Origin of the sequence: Vibrio sp. 99-8-1 (assembly GCF_013114595.1) — a bacterium.
Classification (GTDB): Bacteria; Pseudomonadota; Gammaproteobacteria; order Enterobacterales; family Vibrionaceae; genus Vibrio.
Map to the genome: position 1 here is coordinate 1 of NZ_VTXE01000017.1, position 16,374 is coordinate 16,374.

General features: G+C 41.9%; 17 protein-coding genes. 6 read left to right on the forward strand and 11 right to left on the reverse strand.

The features are described from left to right. Positions 1-87: 87 nt before the first annotated feature. Complete coding sequence (locus F0227_RS11190; protein ID WP_253822082.1) at positions 88-369, reverse strand: LysE family transporter; 282 nt, start codon at positions 367-369, stop codon at positions 88-90. A gap of 80 nt (positions 370-449) precedes the next feature. Next, positions 450-1,649, reverse strand: a complete 1,200-nt coding sequence (locus tag F0227_RS11195; protein WP_171753291.1) for an NADH:flavin oxidoreductase/NADH oxidase family protein — start codon at positions 1,647-1,649, stop codon at positions 450-452. Between the two features lie 123 nt (positions 1,650-1,772). Here F0227_RS11195 and F0227_RS11200 point away from each other — a divergent pair, with 123 nt between their 5' ends. Continuing rightward, positions 1,773-2,690: a LysR family transcriptional regulator gene (locus tag F0227_RS11200; protein ID WP_171753292.1), complete on the forward strand. Its 918-nt coding sequence runs from the start codon at positions 1,773-1,775 to the stop codon at positions 2,688-2,690. Between the two features lie 7 nt (positions 2,691-2,697). Here the strand turns inward: F0227_RS11200 and F0227_RS11205 are convergent, their stop codons facing one another. Together F0227_RS11205 and F0227_RS11210 are read right to left on the reverse strand one after the other, a co-directional pair. Further along, positions 2,698-3,366: a hypothetical protein gene (locus F0227_RS11205; RefSeq protein ID WP_171753293.1), complete on the reverse strand. Its 669-nt coding sequence runs from the start codon at positions 3,364-3,366 to the stop codon at positions 2,698-2,700. A gap of 17 nt (positions 3,367-3,383) precedes the next feature. After that, entirely contained in the window at positions 3,384-4,262 is an 879-nt protein-coding gene (locus F0227_RS11210; protein ID WP_171753294.1) for an ArgP/LysG family DNA-binding transcriptional regulator, read from the reverse strand. A 149-nt stretch (positions 4,263-4,411) separates the two neighbouring features. On the opposite strand from F0227_RS11210, the gene F0227_RS11215 reads away from it, so the two are divergent. Next, positions 4,412-5,377 carry an arginase family protein gene (locus F0227_RS11215; protein ID WP_171753295.1) on the forward strand — a complete coding sequence of 322 codons (966 nt, stop codon included), beginning with the start codon at positions 4,412-4,414 and terminating at the stop codon, positions 5,375-5,377. A 170-nt stretch (positions 5,378-5,547) separates the two neighbouring features. Here the strand turns inward: F0227_RS11215 and F0227_RS11220 are convergent, their stop codons facing one another. The 7 genes from F0227_RS11220 to F0227_RS11250 form a co-directional block, all read right to left on the reverse strand. Further along, positions 5,548-5,892 (reverse strand): RidA family protein, encoded by a 345-nt coding sequence (locus F0227_RS11220; RefSeq protein WP_171753296.1) that lies wholly within the window; start codon positions 5,890-5,892, stop codon positions 5,548-5,550. 130 nt (positions 5,893-6,022) lie between these two features. Further along, a complete protein-coding gene (locus F0227_RS11225; protein ID WP_171753297.1) occupies positions 6,023-7,129 on the reverse strand; it encodes a GGDEF domain-containing protein in 1,107 nt (368 codons plus the stop codon). After that, positions 7,122-7,589, reverse strand: coding sequence for an oxidoreductase (locus F0227_RS11230; protein WP_171753298.1), 468 nt, complete (start codon positions 7,587-7,589; stop codon positions 7,122-7,124). The genes F0227_RS11225 and F0227_RS11230 overlap by 8 nt, the downstream gene beginning before the upstream one ends. A 164-nt stretch (positions 7,590-7,753) precedes the next feature. After that, complete coding sequence (locus tag F0227_RS11235; protein ID WP_171753299.1) at positions 7,754-9,052, reverse strand: TRAP transporter large permease; 1,299 nt, start codon at positions 9,050-9,052, stop codon at positions 7,754-7,756. After that, a complete protein-coding gene (locus tag F0227_RS11240) occupies positions 9,049-9,573 on the reverse strand; it encodes a TRAP transporter small permease (protein ID WP_171753300.1) in 525 nt (174 codons plus the stop codon). The genes F0227_RS11235 and F0227_RS11240 overlap by 4 nt, the downstream gene beginning before the upstream one ends. Before the next feature lie 5 nt (positions 9,574-9,578). After that, positions 9,579-10,604, reverse strand: coding sequence for a TRAP transporter substrate-binding protein (locus F0227_RS11245; protein WP_171753301.1), 1,026 nt, complete (start codon positions 10,602-10,604; stop codon positions 9,579-9,581). A gap of 257 nt (positions 10,605-10,861) precedes the next feature. Further along, positions 10,862-12,031, reverse strand: coding sequence for a p-hydroxyphenylacetate 3-hydroxylase oxygenase component (locus F0227_RS11250; RefSeq protein ID WP_171753302.1), 1,170 nt, complete (start codon positions 12,029-12,031; stop codon positions 10,862-10,864). Positions 12,032-12,261: 230 nt separating this feature from the next. Here F0227_RS11250 and hpaA point away from each other — a divergent pair, with 230 nt between their 5' ends. The 4 genes from hpaA to F0227_RS11270 all read left to right on the forward strand — a co-directional run bounded on the left by hpaA (position 12,262) and on the right by F0227_RS11270 (position 16,295). Then, entirely contained in the window at positions 12,262-13,158 is an 897-nt protein-coding gene (hpaA, locus tag F0227_RS11255) for a 4-hydroxyphenylacetate catabolism regulatory protein HpaA (protein WP_171753303.1), read from the forward strand. A gap of 40 nt (positions 13,159-13,198) precedes the next feature. After that, on the forward strand, positions 13,199-13,624 hold the full coding sequence (gene hpaR / locus F0227_RS11260) for a homoprotocatechuate degradation operon regulator HpaR (protein WP_171753304.1): 426 nt from the start codon (positions 13,199-13,201) through the stop codon (positions 13,622-13,624). A 433-nt stretch (positions 13,625-14,057) separates the two neighbouring features. Continuing rightward, entirely contained in the window at positions 14,058-14,768 is a 711-nt protein-coding gene (gene deoD / locus F0227_RS11265) for a purine-nucleoside phosphorylase (protein ID WP_171753305.1), read from the forward strand. Positions 14,769-14,825: 57 nt separating this feature from the next. Beyond that, complete coding sequence (locus F0227_RS11270) at positions 14,826-16,295, forward strand: lactate dehydrogenase (RefSeq protein WP_171753306.1); 1,470 nt, start codon at positions 14,826-14,828, stop codon at positions 16,293-16,295. Positions 16,296-16,374 lie beyond the last annotated feature (79 nt).

Here is a 16,374-nt window from a genome sequence, read left to right on the forward strand (position 1 = left end):
GCTTCACGAGCAAATGCTTCTAGAGCTTTCTTATCCATGTTGCTTATCCTTAGCCATGACTGGCTTAATTATAAGCAGATACACAAATTAAATTACAGTCTCTTTAAAGCCAATACCTAAATAAATCAAGTAACTGGCTCCAATTAACTGCACAACATTCATCAAACTTGAGTAGTTCTGCACTGCTTGACCTAAACCAAAGCCGATGATTAATGACTTGATAATAAAAACAAGATCGATTCCAGCCAAAAGTGGTAATGACTTTCTCACCCCAACTCTGGCACCTGATGCAGCAAAAACGATGTTTGCAGGGCCCGGACTGAATACCAGAGGAAACATCACACTTAACCAAATTAAAAACAGACTCATAGCTAACTCCTAATCAGTACTGGAGAAAGAGTGACTTATTAGTATTAAAGTTTCTTGCACAATATTGCATCCCATCAAAATCATTGATACTTAGCCAGCCACTTGCTAATACGAGCCTTATCGCGCTTATCGTAAGCCACCATTGCTGACAATAGATCTAGCGGAAATTCGCCTTCGCTGTCATTCGCTATTGCGGTGAGCAGCATGGTGTACCAAGCGGTGACACCACCTTGAGGCGGTGCGTCAAATTTAGGAAACTCAGGGACAACGTCCTGTCCACTTAGCCAGCTTTGTGCTAAGTCCGGATTGAGTGCCAATGCACGTCCCAACCCAATGAAATCAACTATCCCAGTAGATAAGTTCTCCACGGCCTGATCTCGGGTTTTAAATCCCCCCGTAACCACCAGCGGAATGCGAGTTAATGCCTTAGCCTTGTTGGCAAAATCAACGAAATATGGGCCACTTGACGCGCTGTCAGAACTCGGGGTCGCTCCCGGAAAATACGAACCTCCGCTTATCTCAATCAAATCAAGCGAAGTTTTATTCAAAATACCAATCACTTCTAAGGCTTCTTCTTGACTTAAGCCTCCCTCTAACTGATCAGAAGAATTGATCTTAATTCCGATAGGAAACGCACAGCCAACCGCACACCGAACTCTCTCAATAATATTTACAATGATTCGGCTACGAGCTTCTATAGAACCACCGTACGGATCTTTTCGACGATTAAATAACGGAGACAAAAACTGACTAAGAAGAAAGCCATGGCCGGCATGTATCTGCACACCAGTAAACCGAGCTTGCTTTGCCACTATTGCGGCTTTAGCGTATCTGTCTGTTAACTTAAGTATTTCTCCCACTGACATTTCCGAACATTGAAAGCTGCCGATATTTAACGCCGATGGTCCTGTAGGGTTGCTTAATGGCAAATAAGAGAGTCCACCTGCATGGCCGAGCTGAGGCCATATGTGAGCACCATTAACCGATGCCCGAGAGGTTAATCGCTGCAAATCCTTCAAGTTTGAATGAGCACCTAAAACTAAGTTTCCAGGTTTTTCTGGAAATCTGGGGTCAACTTGTACTTCGCCCACTACCGATAATCCAACGCCTCCTTCAGCCCATCGTTCATAAAGCCGAACCTGAGCATCAGTAGGATTTCCTGCACCATCCGCCAGTGAATCCGACATGGCTGATTTTACCAGTCGATTGTTAATAACAGCACCACATGGAAGCGTTAGTGGATGGTTAAGTATCTGAGCGGGAGCTTGCTGTTCAATCATATCTACCTCTTAAATATTGATATTTTTACGCGCAGTAACAAAAAGCGGTAGAGACATTATCGTTACTTTTTACTAAACTAAAAACACACTAATAATTTAAATACTATTAAAAATAATTTAATAATGAACATATCTGATCTAAAACTATTCATTCGCATTATAGAAACAGGAAGCATTACAGAAACGGCTAAGCAATTAAGTCTCACTCCTGCGGCAGTAAGCTCTGCCCTCAAAAGACTAGAACATCAGTTAGATGTACAACTGATTATCAGAACAACCAGACAGTTAAGGATCACCCCACAAGGGGAGCAGTTCTTGTTTCATTGTCGCCAAGCGTTAGAGAGTTTGGAACAAGGTCGAATAGCCGCTCATCAAACTCAAGGAACCGTCAGTGGAAAACTGCGTTTATCAGTGTCGTCCGACTTAGGGCGCAATACGCTTCTGCCTTGGATCGAAGAGTTGCTCGATCTGCATCCTTTACTGTCAATCGAGTTAACTGTTGGTGATTCCCTCTCTGACTTTTTTTTAGATCAAGTTGATATGGCGTTGCGCTATGGAAAGCCTGAAGACTCAACCATGATTTCATTTCATATTGCAACGATGAGTAGAATCACCTGTGCGTCTCCCGCCTATCTCTCTAAGTTCGGAGCACCTACACACCCTGAAGACTTAGTAGAACACAACTGCTTACTTCACCGATTAGCAGGGCGTTTATTTAACCATTGGCAGTACATGGATAGTTCAGAAACATACAAGATTAAAGTGGAGAGCAATCGAGTATGTAATGATACCGATATTGTTAGACGCTGGGCGGTTAATGGAAAAGGGATTGCGTACCGATCTCAGATAGACGTCTTTTCAGATCTAGCTAGCGGCAAACTGGTGCAAATTTTACCAGACTATCAATCCCCTCCTGTTGAGCTGCATTTAATTTGCCCGAGCAGAGAGCAAGTTAGCCCAGCAGTAATAGCATTTCGGGAGCTATTAAGGGAAAAAACCGCACAAATCGTGTCAAGTGAGAATAACGGCCAACCAATATGACTGGCAATTAATGATCAGCCATGGTTAAGCTCGTTGCAGACACCTTAATAAGCTGGTCAACGGCTTTATTCGCCCGTTCAGCCATACTCTGCCCTTCGCCATGCTCCAGATATCGCAAAGACAAACGAGAAGAGACATCAAAAGGTTCATCCGTTGCTAATGATTCAATGATAACTCTGTCACCGATAAACAGAGTGTCTAGCTGCTCCATACGCCATTGCTTGGTATTGAGATTAAACAGCCCCAAATAGTAGAAAACACCACTTCCCTGATTAGACACAGTAAAGGGCACCACAAACACCATCTGGTCATCACGGTTGCTCAAATTAAGTGGGGTTATTTTGCTATAGTCCACAGCGACCTGACCAACTTCTTCTCCATCTCGATAGTTTCCAATCGCAACAGGCAGCGCACTATCCTGACGAATATCCGTTAATGTAACCGCCACTTGAGATTGCGCTTGATAAGAATGCGGCAGCGTAATTCGCCATTGATTGTCTGTTTCGACACCAAATAACGTCAGCATCACCTTTTTATTATCAATGGCATCATACTTCACCACTTGACCGTCTGATTGCTCAACATAGATATCGTCATTGGTTACATTAAATCGATAAATGCCAGCGAGCACGACCGTTATCAATAATAGCAATACCAGCAAACCGAGCTTCTTCATAACACACCTTTATTTTTCTACGCTAGCAACTTTTCGGCTGCAACAGACAACAAAACATTCTCAACATCAGCAATAATATCAGACACTTGATCCCATGTGTTCCAATATAAATCAACATATAAAGGGGACTCTTCCATGACCACCAGTGAGCTACTATGTTTATTAAGTAGCCCACGAGGCAACATTGTCCAACCCAACCCCTTTATTGCCGCGTCCATCAACACATGAGAACTCGGGATATAGTGCGTTTTTTCAGGCTGAGCATCAATATTCCGCGAGGCAAGATAACGTTCAATTAAATGGTCGTCTCTATCATAAACCACCACAGGGGCCTTACTATATTGCGCCTTAGCCATACTTGAGTTGAAATAACGTTGATAGAACGAACGCGAGCAGACTGCCACATATTCCAGTTTACCCAGATAGCGCGTTTTGCATCCCGCTACTTGGCTATTACACGAGGTTATAGCGGCAACGACATCACCATTTTTTAACTGTTTTTGTGTATCCACCGTGTTAGACGTACGAACATCAAAAGAGAGGTGGGTGTTATCTTTCAGCCTATTTATTACCTCCAAAAACCAACAACTTAAAGAGTCATGGTTAACGGCGATAGTTAGCGGCAACGTACCTTCTTGCGCGTGGTGATGCAGAGCGATATCCATTTCGTTATAAATTAACAGCAAACGACGTGCGTAACTCAATACTTGCAAGCCTGTCGTCGTAGGCTTAGGAGGCGTACTCCGAATCAATACCGCACTGCCGATGCGGTTTTCTAATGATTTTATCCGTTGCGATACGGCCCCAGCAGAGACATTTAACTGACGAGCGGCATGGTCAAAACTCTGGCCATCAACAATTGCGACCAAGGTTTCCAGCTCTTTATGATCAAACATTTTCAATCCATGTTTAGTTTACCTAAAGATAGTTTAGTTTTTTTAGTTTTATTTAACAGCATTAGTTTCTTACTCTTTGAACCACTTCTTATTGCAACCATGGCTTCAACCTCTGCAAATCCACTACAACTATATTATTAGGATCAGATATGAGTAACCCTTTAACCCAAGCCCCGACAGCAACTCCTCAAACATTTCTTAACTTTCCATTACTGGACAACGTCGACAATCTGTCTGCTGACATCGCGATTTTAGGTGTGCCTTTTGGTATGTCTTATAGTGTTGATGGCCAAGCTAACGATCAAAGCACTGCACCTGATCATATAAGAAATTGGTCCACTTTCAGTGAAATAGAGATGACGCTCAATCATTACGATTTTGATTTGGGAGGCACTCTGCTAGACGGCAAAGAAATTCGAGTTGTTGATTGTGGCAATGTTAAAGCTAATTTGGCCAATCCAGAACAACATTATGATGATGCGGAGAAAATCGCTCGGTCTGTCTTTGCTTCTAACGCGACCTTAATTACCTTAGGAGGCGATCACGGTGTTCCCATTCCAATAATGAAAGCCCTAGACGTTCTACAAAAAGATATTGTGCTTATTCACATAGATGCCCACTTAGATTGGCGGGATAGTATCAACGGCGAAAAGAATGGCTACTCAAGTGTCATACGTCGAGCCTCAGAGCTTGATCACATCACTGCTATTCATCAAATTGGTTTACGCGGTATTGGCAGCGCCAAAACGGAAGAAGTGAATGATGCGATTGCGCACGGCTGTTCGATTACAACGGCTTATCAGCTACACGATCTCGGGATGGACGAAGTTCTTAAGTCCATACCTGATAACGCAACCTACTATCTCACGATTGATGCGGACGGTATTGACCCTACCATCATGCCTGCGGTTCTCGCGCAAACTCCGGGAGGTCTTAACTGGATTCAGCTGCACAAGTTAATACATGGCTTGGTAAACAAAGGACATGTCGTCGGTATGGATCTGGTTGAAATCACCCCGAGCTGCGACGTTGGGAATATCTCGATGATTCATGCAGAGCGACTTCTGTGTAACTTTATCGGGGCCACCGTTCGCGCCGGCTATTACCAAAAGTAACAGATACTTGCTTAATGGTACTCAAAAAGGCCGTTGTTGATTTAATTAGCAATTAGCACGACAGGACTTAAATTAACAACCCGCTATAAAAAAGCCTATCCAGTTATGGGATAGGCTCATTAAGCTTAGTACTGAGGAGTTATCCCCCAAAGCTGTTCTTGCTGCTTAATTTAAACCGCAGCAACGACTGAAATTTCGACTAACAGCTCTTCTCTCGCCATTTGTGCTTGTACACAAGCACGAGCAGGAGCGTGACCTTCTGGAACCCAGTTGTCCCACACTTCATTCATACCTGCAAAATCATCCATTGTTTTTACATAGATGGTTGCAGACAATAGTTTTTCGCGAGATGAACCAACACTTTCAAGTAGCTCGTCTACTTTCTCAAGCATGGTTTCAGTCTGCTCTTTAATGCCTTTGGTAGAATCTTTTGCAACCTGACCGCAAAAATAAACAGTGTTGTTATGAATAACAGCACGGCTCATGCGCTGTTTTGTTTCTCTTCTTTCAATCATTTTACTATTCCGTATTATCATGCACCCATTGATGCACTAAGGATCAAAGTGGCAAGCCACTGGTTTTGGCGGAATTTTAACGGTTAAGTCGCGTGGTTACCAGCATACTTTTGTGTGTTAATCGCTATTTTTAAGCTTGTTGAGATTCACGTTTCATTTGGTACATTCTTCTATCCGCTATCTGCACTAAATCATCGATGTTTTTACTGTCTTGAGGGAAGTTTGCACAACCGATACTGGCAGAAAAAGAGAGGTCAACATCATTGTGGTTAAATGACAGGCCAAACTGGTTGAGCACGTCGCAGCAAAACTGATCAATTTCTCCTTGCTGGCACACCGACTTTTTCAATACAAGTGCAAACTCATCACCGCCGATTCTAAACACCAAACACTGCTGCTGAAAATGGGACTGTAACCGACGAGCAACTTCAATAAGCACGGCATCACCCGCTTGATGACCAAAGTCATCATTGATCTGTTTAAAGCCATTAAGATCAAGTAAACATAGGGTGTAATCCTGAGCGTCGTTGTCATAGTTTTCTAGTAAGCTAAACAGTGCCAGACGATTAAATAAGCCTGTAAGCGGGTCGGTAAGTGCTAACTTCTTTATGTAAACAGACTCTTTATAGAGCACATAAAACAGTAAACATATGCACACCACAATACCCAACACTAAATAGAAGTCTGCGGTTGCTAATGCCCGCGCTTTTTTCCTCTGCTCTTCATACAATGGGCTGGCTACACGAAAGTTTTGATTAATATAATCGATCATTGAGATGTGCAAAGCATCTGCTCGTTGGTAAAATTCTTGAATCACTTGTTGGTTGCCATTAGCCACTTGCTCCATCATGGGTTCTAACTCTTGAAACTGAGTAAACAACTGACTAAAAAATTGTTTTGCATCGGCAATTTTCATAAAACTATCCGACTCTCGGTTATTTACCAACAGATCGAATCGGCTCCACGTTAACTCATACTTGAGCAGCACTTCATTAATATGGCTAGCGTCTTCATCCATATGATCCGAATGAGCCACCAGCTCAGAAAACTCCTTACTTAATTGAAATAGAAACCAAGTCGCTTGATTTTGTTGCTCTGTATAGGTTTTGGCGAGGCGATCCGTTTGAAAGTAGAGCATGATATCCAACACAAATAACACCACTGCAAATATCAACAGCAATGTTTTGGAGACTCTCAGATAAGGATGAGTCAGTTTGATTTTCTCAATATCAGTCATTATCAACTATTTTTATTGTCTCTATCTGCCATACCATTTGAGAATGATAATTGCTGTTATCAATAGATGGATGATCCTTTAATGAGTAAATCAACCAGTAGGGGCCTTTATCCCGAATTTTCATTCGTTTACCATCTTTTAAGTAGGCCAGTATAGGTTGATAAACCGTAATATCTTCCCCCTTAATATCGATGGCATAGTCGTTGAGTGCCCTAACGTTAACAGTCTTAGGCATACCTTGATTATGGTAACTCAAGATCAAGCTCTCTAAGCTCACCCCAGTAAACGTCTCTTCGCCAGTAAACCATGGCAAATGTGTCTTTACCGACTTACTCGGCAATGAGGAAATATACTCGAATGAGAGCTCATTTCGCTCTCCATTGGGCAATTCAATGACTAAGTTGCTGCCATAACAAAAAGTGGAAAACAGGGCAAACAACACCAAGAGGTAACGTCTCATCTACTCTCTCTACTTCAAATGTTAAATTATTGTTAATTTACATAAGTATAGTAAATATTTATATCCACGTCATAGTAAGGGATATAAAAAATGAGAGAGCAAAAACAAAAAAAGCTTTGGACCGAAGTCCAAAGCAACACTCAAACACGAACAAAGGGAATCATTTAATACATAAGACTCGGTAACAATAACGCCACCGCGGGGAATAGAACGACAATGGCTAAGCGCACCATATCCGCAACCCAAAATGGCAAGATACCTTTAAAAATAGTCCCTGTACTAATGTCCTTAACAAGTCCAGACAATACAAATACATTTAAGCCTACTGGCGGGGTAATCAAACTGATCTCTGTTACTACCACCACCACAATACCAAACCAAATCGGGTCAAAACCGAGTTCAACCACAACAGGGAAAAAGATTGGCACTGTTAATAGCATCATAGACATACTTTCAAATACACATCCTAAAATGATGTAAATAAGAAGAATAATGCCCATTGCCATCATAGGCGAAATATCACCAACTTGAATCAGTTCAATCAGTGCGGTTGGCAACCCTGCACGGTTAACAAAGTTCGACAGGATTAACGCACATATTACAACGGCAAATAGTGAAGCGGAGGTCTTCGCCGTATCGACTAAAATATCGCGTAACACATCGTAATTGAGTTTTCTTCGATATAAAGCGAGGAAAAATGCACCAGACGCGCCGATACCGGCCGCTTCTGTTGGTGTAAATACACCAGCATAGATACCACCCATCACCAAAACAAACAGCATTAATGTAGAGAAGATACCTTTTAGAGCAACAAAGCGCTCTTTCCAGTCCGCTCTCTCTCCCGGAGGCGCACTCTCAGGTGAACGAAATACAACCCAGCGAACCGTCAACAGATACAAGGTAATACCAAGTAATCCCGGTAAAAATCCAGCAGCGAACAGTTCACGAATACTGCTCTCGGTGAGTAGACCGTAAATTACCAGCATAACGCTTGGCGGAATTAAGATACCTAATGTTCCTCCCGCTGCAATGGAAGCGGCAGCCAGACCATCAGAGTAACCATATTTACGCATCGGCGGCATAGCCACTTTTGACATGGTCGCTGATGTCGCTAAGCTAGATCCACAGATAGCAGAAAAACCACCACAGGCTAAAATAGTCGACATTGATAGACCACCCCGACGGTGCCCCACAAACGCATTACACGCCCTATATAGCTCCGCGGATAAACCTGCTCTGGTAACAAAGTTACCCATCAAAATAAACAGTGGAATAACTGACAGACCATAGTCTTGTCCGGTATCTATAATTCGACGTGCAGCCATAGACATGGCCGCAGTCCAGTTATAATCATTGATATACCAAAACCCGACAAAGCCGACTACACCCATAGCAAACGCGAGTGGTAGTCGTAAGAACACCATTATGATCAGGACAGTAAAACCAATTATTGATTCAATCATTTACTACCCCTTTCTTCTGAAATTGGTGTTGCAGCGCGAAAAATTGGCAATCTTGCGCAATACACTATGGCGTTCATCAAGGTTAAGAAACCACCGGCAAAACCAGTAATAGAAATTAGATAGGTGACATAACCTAACGGAATTTCGAGGATCTCAGACACTTCTTCATATTCAAGTGAGCGGCCAGCTAACTTCCAGTTCATCATGGCCACTAAAACTAATGATACAGCACAAATAAGGTTGATAACTGCTTGGCGGAGGTCTATCCAACGATCAGGAAAATAGGCATCGAGTAAGTCTACGCAGATGTTTTCTTCTTTCCACGATACTAAAGGAAAAGCCATAAACACCATGACAGCAAGGAGAACCTCTATCATCTCTGTTGAACCATCAATCGGTGAATTTAGAAAATAGCGTCCGAAAACATCGATAAATGTAATACCCATCATTAAAAACAAGCTGAGCGCAGCAAGGGTCTCCAACCCTCGCCTCACAGCTATCGAAACATTCTCAGCTATCATAATAATTACAAGCCTTTATTGATTTGCTCTTGGTAATAATCAAACGCAGCAGGACCATCGACTTTGCGCTTCTTCGCAGTTTTATACCAATCTTCGATAATGCCCTTTGTCATTCCCTTCACTTCTGCAACTAACTCTGGAGAAGCATCGGTAAATACGTGACCATTCGCTTTTGCTTTGTTGTAAGCGTTGGTATCGTAATCATCCATCATTTTTCCGAATAAACGAGATAGTTTCTCACCAGATACGGCTTTAATCGCTTCTTGGTCTTTCTTAGAAAGGTCAGCTAGTGCATCGCGGTTCATTACAATCGCGAAGCTTCCGCGGTACAGACCACCAGGGAACATTAAGGTGTTGTTGGCCACTTCAGCTAAACGGAAGCTACTTAGTGATTCAACGGGTAAGTAGGTTCCTTCTACTACCCCTTGCGACAATGATTCGTACACTTTAGGCGTAGAAATAAACACAGGCGTTACTTTCATCCCTTTAGCGATATCAGAAATAACACCACCACCTACACGGATTTTTGTGCCTTTAACGTCACTTAACGTTTCAACTTTCTTTTTTGTTATCAACTGACCAGGACCATGCACACCAACCGCCATCACTTCAACACCGCGGTGCTCTTTACCTTGTTTTAGGTATTTTTCGTAGGTATTCCAGTACGCTTTTGAAGCTAACTCGGAGCTTACACCACCCTGGAATGTCGGGATTTCAGGCAGTTGAGTTAATTTAAAACGACCCGCTTTATGACCATGGAAAATCCAAGTAACATCGCCAATGCCATCAGTAACAACATCTATTTGAGATGGAGGTGGTGCCAAATCGTACTCAATTTTTACTTCAACACGACCTTCGGTGGCTTCTTTTATCCACTCACCCCACGTCGGCCATACAACTTTGTTAATACCGTGGTTTGGTGAAGCCCATGAGCTGATTTTTAGGACCTTCTCTGGCGCGGCATTAGCACTAGTAGAAGCAAGGAGAAGCAACCCGGCGCTAACAACCATAGAGATTTTTGATTTAATCATGACACATCCTTGTATTGCTGGTTTAATAATTGTTTATTTTGTTATGTTCCAGTTAAAACCGATAACATATTAACAATCTACCATTATCAATTTAGTTAATATGTTAAGAAGATCAAGTTTGTAACAATTCCATTACTTTTCTTTATTAGACATTAGTCTATAACCATGTCCATCGATGCAGTTAACCTATTAAAAAAGCTCTACTTTTTTAAAGAAGAGCTGTTCATGTTACCGCAAATAAATTGCTGTTCGCCCTACTAAACCATCGTTGGGTCAGGTTCTAATCCCATTAGACTACGGCCTAAAATCTGCTTACAAATATCATAATCGGTATAAGCATGAGCACCCGTCATGTGGGAATCACGGAACAGTCGTTGAGCTTCGTTGGTAGAGAACCAGCAGTTTCCGCCAATGGCGTCAAACAGACGGTCAACAGAGTCAATACACATCTTCACTGCATACGCTTGATTGGTTCGCCAGTAAGCCAATGTTTCCGCTGTTGGGTACTCTTTACGCTCGCCGTGCTCTTTATGATCTTGCCATGTTTTTTCTAACATCGCTCTGGCGGCAAATACCTGATGGGTTGATTCAGCCAGTCGCATCAATGCGGGTGTCGCAGCGCCAACGCGTGCGCCGGTATAAGCACGAACACGGTTTTGAGTAATGGTTTTGTATACCTCAAGCATACGCTCAGCGATACCCAAACCAATAGCCGCGAAACCACAGGCGAAATAAGGGCGGTAAGGTGTGTAAAAAATATCGCTGTCTGGATAGAGACCAAAACCAGCGGATTTACCTTCCATCATGCCTTTTGCTGTTTCAATACGGTGTTCTGGAATGAAAACATCTTTAATTGATAGGGTTTTTGTACCACTCGATTTCATACCAGCGGCATACCAATCATCAACAATTGTGTATTCATCTCTTGATACCACGCCAAAACAGTAGGTTTTGTTTCCATCTGCATCTTCGCGGTTGAATCCAAGGATGGCCCAGTCTCCATGGTCGCATCCACTACTCCATCGCATATCTCCGTTAAAGATAACGCCGCCTTCAGTCTCTTCTGTTTTTCCGAATGGTGCGATACTGCTGCTTGCTGTTGCATCTGGATTGTCTCCCCAAAATTCTTCTTGAGCTTGTTCTGAGAACATTGCCATTTGGTGACTATGAGTGGCCAACAGGCTTGCACCCCATGCTGTCCCCCCGCAAGCTCCTGCTAGTGCAGCAACACAGTCTGTAAATTCAGGTAGTGAAATCTCTAGACCACCATATTTTTTTGGTTGGAAAGCACGAAAGAATTTAATCTCTCTTAATAAACGGATGTTTTCTTCAGGTGGCATTCTATCGATTTCAGCTTGTGCAGCATTAGCAGCAATCGTAGGCAAAATTTCCTGTAACTTTTCTAATAGAGGGTTTGCTTGTTTCATGGTTACTTCCTTTTAATCATACGATCCTAGCCCTTATTGTTAACAGTATTGCTGGGGCTACCGAATGATTGTTATTATCATGTTAACATTCGGGCAATTAAATGGATTAAGCACGAGAACAATTGCACTTTTCACAGGATTCGTTAATATGTTAACTGTTTTGTGAAAATATTGTGAAGTTAGGCATATTTTTACATTAATGTTAACAAACCTGTGTAAAACAAGGAGCAATGCGGGTGGTTACGAAAATTCCAAACATCAATATTGGTCAAGTGTACGATCAGCGCTATGCTAATTCTGAGCTGCATTTTGAATACTTGGACAATCTAGCGAATTTTTTTGGTCGAAATATGCCAGTGCATTACCATGATCGATTTTATCAGATACATATAATACTTGATGGTAGCACTCACGTTCACTTAGATGAAAAACACTATACTAATGAAGGGATTACACTGTTTTTCACCCCTCCAGCAGTGCCTCACTCATTTGTCACTGAATCGAGCTCGTCAGGTTATGTGTTAACGATTCAGCAACAACTTGTTTGGCGATTATTGGACATGGAGTGCGGATTAAATAATATAATGGTCGATCAAATGAAGCCATTTTGTACTCAATTAGTACAAGATTGCCCTATTCTTTCATTAATACAGCACCTAAAAAGGGAGCTAGATTCGAGCGGTATGATGCAAGAAAAGGCAACCCAATCATTGCTGCAACTGGTGCTCATTGAAGTGATGCGATTAGGGATTCGAAATAAGTCGGAAAAAACCAATCGCAGTGTGGATATCACTCTTTTTCACAACTTCAACCACTTAGTGGAAACGCACTATATCGAGCACTGGGCATTAGGAGAATACGCGGAGAAGATAGGTATTTCTGTTTCACGACTGAATGATATATGCCGCAGGGTCAGTGGCCTATCATCGAAAAAGATCATAATAGATCGACAAATGCAGGAAGCACGCCGCTCACTTCAGTTTACCTCTAAGAGTGTCTCTGAAATCGGCTATGACCTTGGCTTTAGAGATCCTGCATATTTTGCTCGATTTTTTAGAAAGTATTCAGACATGACAGCATCAGAATACCGAAGTAAAGTCACCAAAAATGTAGAAAATAATTATTGATTTATCTCATCGCAAAAAGGAAAGGAAGGCGAAGGTATTTATGACGAAATTTAAAGACTCACTACCATTACAACTCATTAAAGCTAGAGACGTCACTCTTGATTTCTTTCGTCCAGTATTATCAGAATATGAAGTGACGGTACAACAATGGCGAGTAATGAGACTAATCCATGCTTATGATGAAATCGATTTTACAACGCTTTCCAAAGAGAGCTGCATCTTAAGCCCTAGCTTAACGGGCATAATTAACCGCCTAGAGAAACAAGATTATGTCTGCAAAATTAAATCTGACGTTGATCAACGACGAGTCAATATTCGGCTAACAGAGAAAGCAGAACTGCTGGTAAAAGAGATGCGTGTTGATATTGATAAACAGTACGAAAAACTAAAAGCAAGGTTTGGTGAAGATCGATACAACCAGTTATCCGAGTTACTTGAAGAGTTAATCGATATTCGAGATTTATAACTGCCAACACCTCTACTATACCCAAGTGACCTCTAAATCTTGATCCTGCATCTTGAGGTCACTTGAGTATACACACCTCTATTTAAGTTTTTTTTGCCTGTTAGAATCTTTATTTATTAAAAACATTTCGTTCGAGAGGTAAATTTATGTGATTTACCTCTCTTTTTTTGTGTCACTATTTTTTATTTCTTAGCAAAATATTTAACGCAATCTATTGCGTACATTTGGCAAATCGATTGCTTTCTCCGTTTAAACAGAAACAGTTATTAACAATTCCATAAAACAAGATCCAGAGTAATTTTGTGATCTTGATCTCTTAGTAACCGCAAAATAGCGACTAATATTGCCATTAAGCCCGTATAACCACATCAACATAATTGGTTATCGTTAGGCGTATACTTATCAAATTTGATACAACATTGGAGATATCAAAATGGCAACCCCTCATATTAATGCTCAACCAGGTGACTTCGCTGAAACTGTTTTAATGCCAGGTGACCCACTACGTGCTAAATATATTGCTGAGACATTCTTAGATGACGTTAAGCAAGTGTGTGATGTGAGAAATATGTTCGGTTACACAGGTACTTATAAAGGTAAAAAAGTATCCGTTATGGGCCACGGCATGGGTATCCCTTCTTGTTGTATCTATGTACATGAGCTTATTGCTGAGTACGGCGTTAAGAACGTTATCCGTGTTGGTAGCTGTGGCGCAGTACGTGACGACGTAAAACTAATGGACGTTGTTATTGGCATGGGTGCATCGACTGACTCTAAAGTAAACCGTATCCGCTTTAATGATCATGATTTCGCTGCTATCGCCGATTACGGCCTTCTTGAAGAAGCGGTTAAACAAGCTCGCATTCAAGATGTTCCTGTAAAAGTAGGTAACGTATTCTCTGCAGATCTTTTCTACACTCCTGAAGCTGACATTTTCGAAAAAATGGAAAAACTAGGCATTTTAGGTGTTGATATGGAAGCGGCTGGTATCTATGGCGTAGCGGCAGACCTAGGTGCTAAAGCACTGACTATCTTAACGGTATCTGACCACATCATTCGTGGTGAGAAACTGAGTTCAGAAGACCGCCAAAAATCATTCAATGACATGATGAAAGTTTCTTTAGAAACGGCTATTAACTTATAAGATTTTTGCAGCCAATAGCGATATTGGCTGCTCATATAAATTCCCGAGGGGGCGATCGTGTCAAATGGCAAATTGCCGAAGGACGTAGATGGATTACAACTCAACTTTTGTAAAACATTGGCGTGTGACAACTTTGGATTGAGCGATGCAGAACGTTATGTTCTTCAACACGTAAACCCTAAGCGTCCAGCGATGGTCTGCCGAGAGTGTGGTGCTTTCCCCCCCTTACTTAACAACCAAGAAGTTATAAACGAACTACATCGTTTACGTCGCGTGCATAGCGACGGTCTACCAACTTGTCGCAATACTGAGTGTGACAATTTTGGCCTATCGGTTCATACCCATAAAAACCTATACCATGCATTTGGTTACAGTGGTGATCGCCAGAGATACCGCTGCAAAAAATGCCAATCCACCTTTGTGGATAAATGGTCTGGTGCGAACAAAAAACTCAACTTTCAAGAAAACCTATTAGGATTGCTTTTTATGAGCTTCTCGGTACGAGAAGTGTGTCGAAAACTAGAGATCAATCCCAAGACGTTTTACGATCACGTCGATCATATCGCCAGTCGCTGCCGTCGTAAGCTTGCCATGTTTGATGCCCGCTGGGTTAACCATGAACATCATTATCATTTGGCTTCACACTTTATGCCGCTGCAGCCAAAAAGTAATAACGGGGTGCTATGGTTCGCTACTGGTGAAGCAAACTCCGGCTATATCTTGTCGCAACATATCAATTACTCTATTGATGAAGAGGCGCAAGGCTCTCTCGATCATGACCCCTACCAAACTCCTTCACGCTATGTTTCACGTCATTATCAGCCTGAAGCAAACAATGATATTTCGGTACAATCGTCCGATTTAAGAGAAAGAATTGATGAGAAATACCAAGTTATTCTCGCCAGAGGAAATGTTGAAGATCCTATGGGTAATATGACCTGCTTTAATTACCCATCTAAAGGCGCATTGATCCGAGCACCTTATACCTCATACGCCCATTTTCTGCATGTACTAGAAATGTGCGATATTGATAAACAGGTATCCATCTATTTACCTCAAGATCCCGTCTTACGTTCAGCGGCTTTAACTATCTGCTTGCCTAGAATTAAACGTCAAAATATTGACCTAATGTATGTCGAAGAAGATGCAGGTTGGGACAATAGTCAATTACCTGAAAAAGTTGATATTGTTCATATGGGATGGTGGAAAGATCGTTGGGCTATTTCTGAGCAACAAAATGTCAGCAAAGGCATCTGCTATCTAGCAGGCAATAACTCTTCTACAAAGCAGTGGTTACAGCAGGCAAGCGTACAAAACACCAAATTCTACCAAGATCGTTTTCAGCTCCTTTTCGGCAGCTTTATTAACGAACCTCGCCGAAAACTCAGACCAAGCGGAATCCTTCCTATGTTGGATATATTTCGAGCTTGGCACAATTTATGCTACCAAGATAAAGATGGGCTTACTCCGGCGCAGAGCTTAGGGTTAACAGACCAACCACTTACGCTTAAACAGCTATTGTCATAACGGATAATCCCACAGACTTTGTGAGTCGACACTAACTTTTATTGCTCTATATTCAATTTAGCTAATTATAGTTGGTGCT

What these genes read in the sequence shown, in the direction of transcription:
- F0227_RS11230 (WP_171753298.1), bottom strand. Translation starts at nt 7,589, where the DNA reads ATGAGACGTTACCTCTTGGTGTTGTTTGCCCTGTTTTCCACTTTTTGT.
- hpaA (WP_171753303.1), top strand. Translation starts at nt 12,262, where the DNA reads ATGCGGGTGGTTACGAAAATTCCAAACATCAATATTGGTCAAGTGTAC.
- F0227_RS11210 (WP_171753294.1), bottom strand. Translation starts at nt 4,262, where the DNA reads ATGTTTGATCATAAAGAGCTGGAAACCTTGGTCGCAATTGTTGATGGC.
- F0227_RS11225 (WP_171753297.1), bottom strand. Translation starts at nt 7,129, where the DNA reads ATGACTGATATTGAGAAAATCAAACTGACTCATCCTTATCTGAGAGTC.
- F0227_RS11200 (WP_171753292.1), top strand. Translation starts at nt 1,773, where the DNA reads ATGAACATATCTGATCTAAAACTATTCATTCGCATTATAGAAACAGGA.
- F0227_RS11235 (WP_171753299.1), bottom strand. Translation starts at nt 9,052, where the DNA reads ATGATTGAATCAATAATTGGTTTTACTGTCCTGATCATAATGGTGTTC.
- F0227_RS11220 (WP_171753296.1), bottom strand. Translation starts at nt 5,892, where the DNA reads ATGATTGAAAGAAGAGAAACAAAACAGCGCATGAGCCGTGCTGTTATT.
- hpaR (WP_171753304.1), top strand. Translation starts at nt 13,199, where the DNA reads ATGACGAAATTTAAAGACTCACTACCATTACAACTCATTAAAGCTAGA.
- F0227_RS11245 (WP_171753301.1), bottom strand. Translation starts at nt 10,604, where the DNA reads ATGATTAAATCAAAAATCTCTATGGTTGTTAGCGCCGGGTTGCTTCTC.
- F0227_RS11195 (WP_171753291.1), bottom strand. Translation starts at nt 1,649, where the DNA reads ATGATTGAACAGCAAGCTCCCGCTCAGATACTTAACCATCCACTAACG.
- F0227_RS11205 (WP_171753293.1), bottom strand. Translation starts at nt 3,366, where the DNA reads ATGAAGAAGCTCGGTTTGCTGGTATTGCTATTATTGATAACGGTCGTG.
- F0227_RS11240 (WP_171753300.1), bottom strand. Translation starts at nt 9,573, where the DNA reads ATGATAGCTGAGAATGTTTCGATAGCTGTGAGGCGAGGGTTGGAGACC.
- F0227_RS11190 (WP_253822082.1), bottom strand. Translation starts at nt 369, where the DNA reads ATGAGTCTGTTTTTAATTTGGTTAAGTGTGATGTTTCCTCTGGTATTC.
- F0227_RS11215 (WP_171753295.1), top strand. Translation starts at nt 4,412, where the DNA reads ATGAGTAACCCTTTAACCCAAGCCCCGACAGCAACTCCTCAAACATTT.
- deoD (WP_171753305.1), top strand. Translation starts at nt 14,058, where the DNA reads ATGGCAACCCCTCATATTAATGCTCAACCAGGTGACTTCGCTGAAACT.
- F0227_RS11250 (WP_171753302.1), bottom strand. Translation starts at nt 12,031, where the DNA reads ATGAAACAAGCAAACCCTCTATTAGAAAAGTTACAGGAAATTTTGCCT.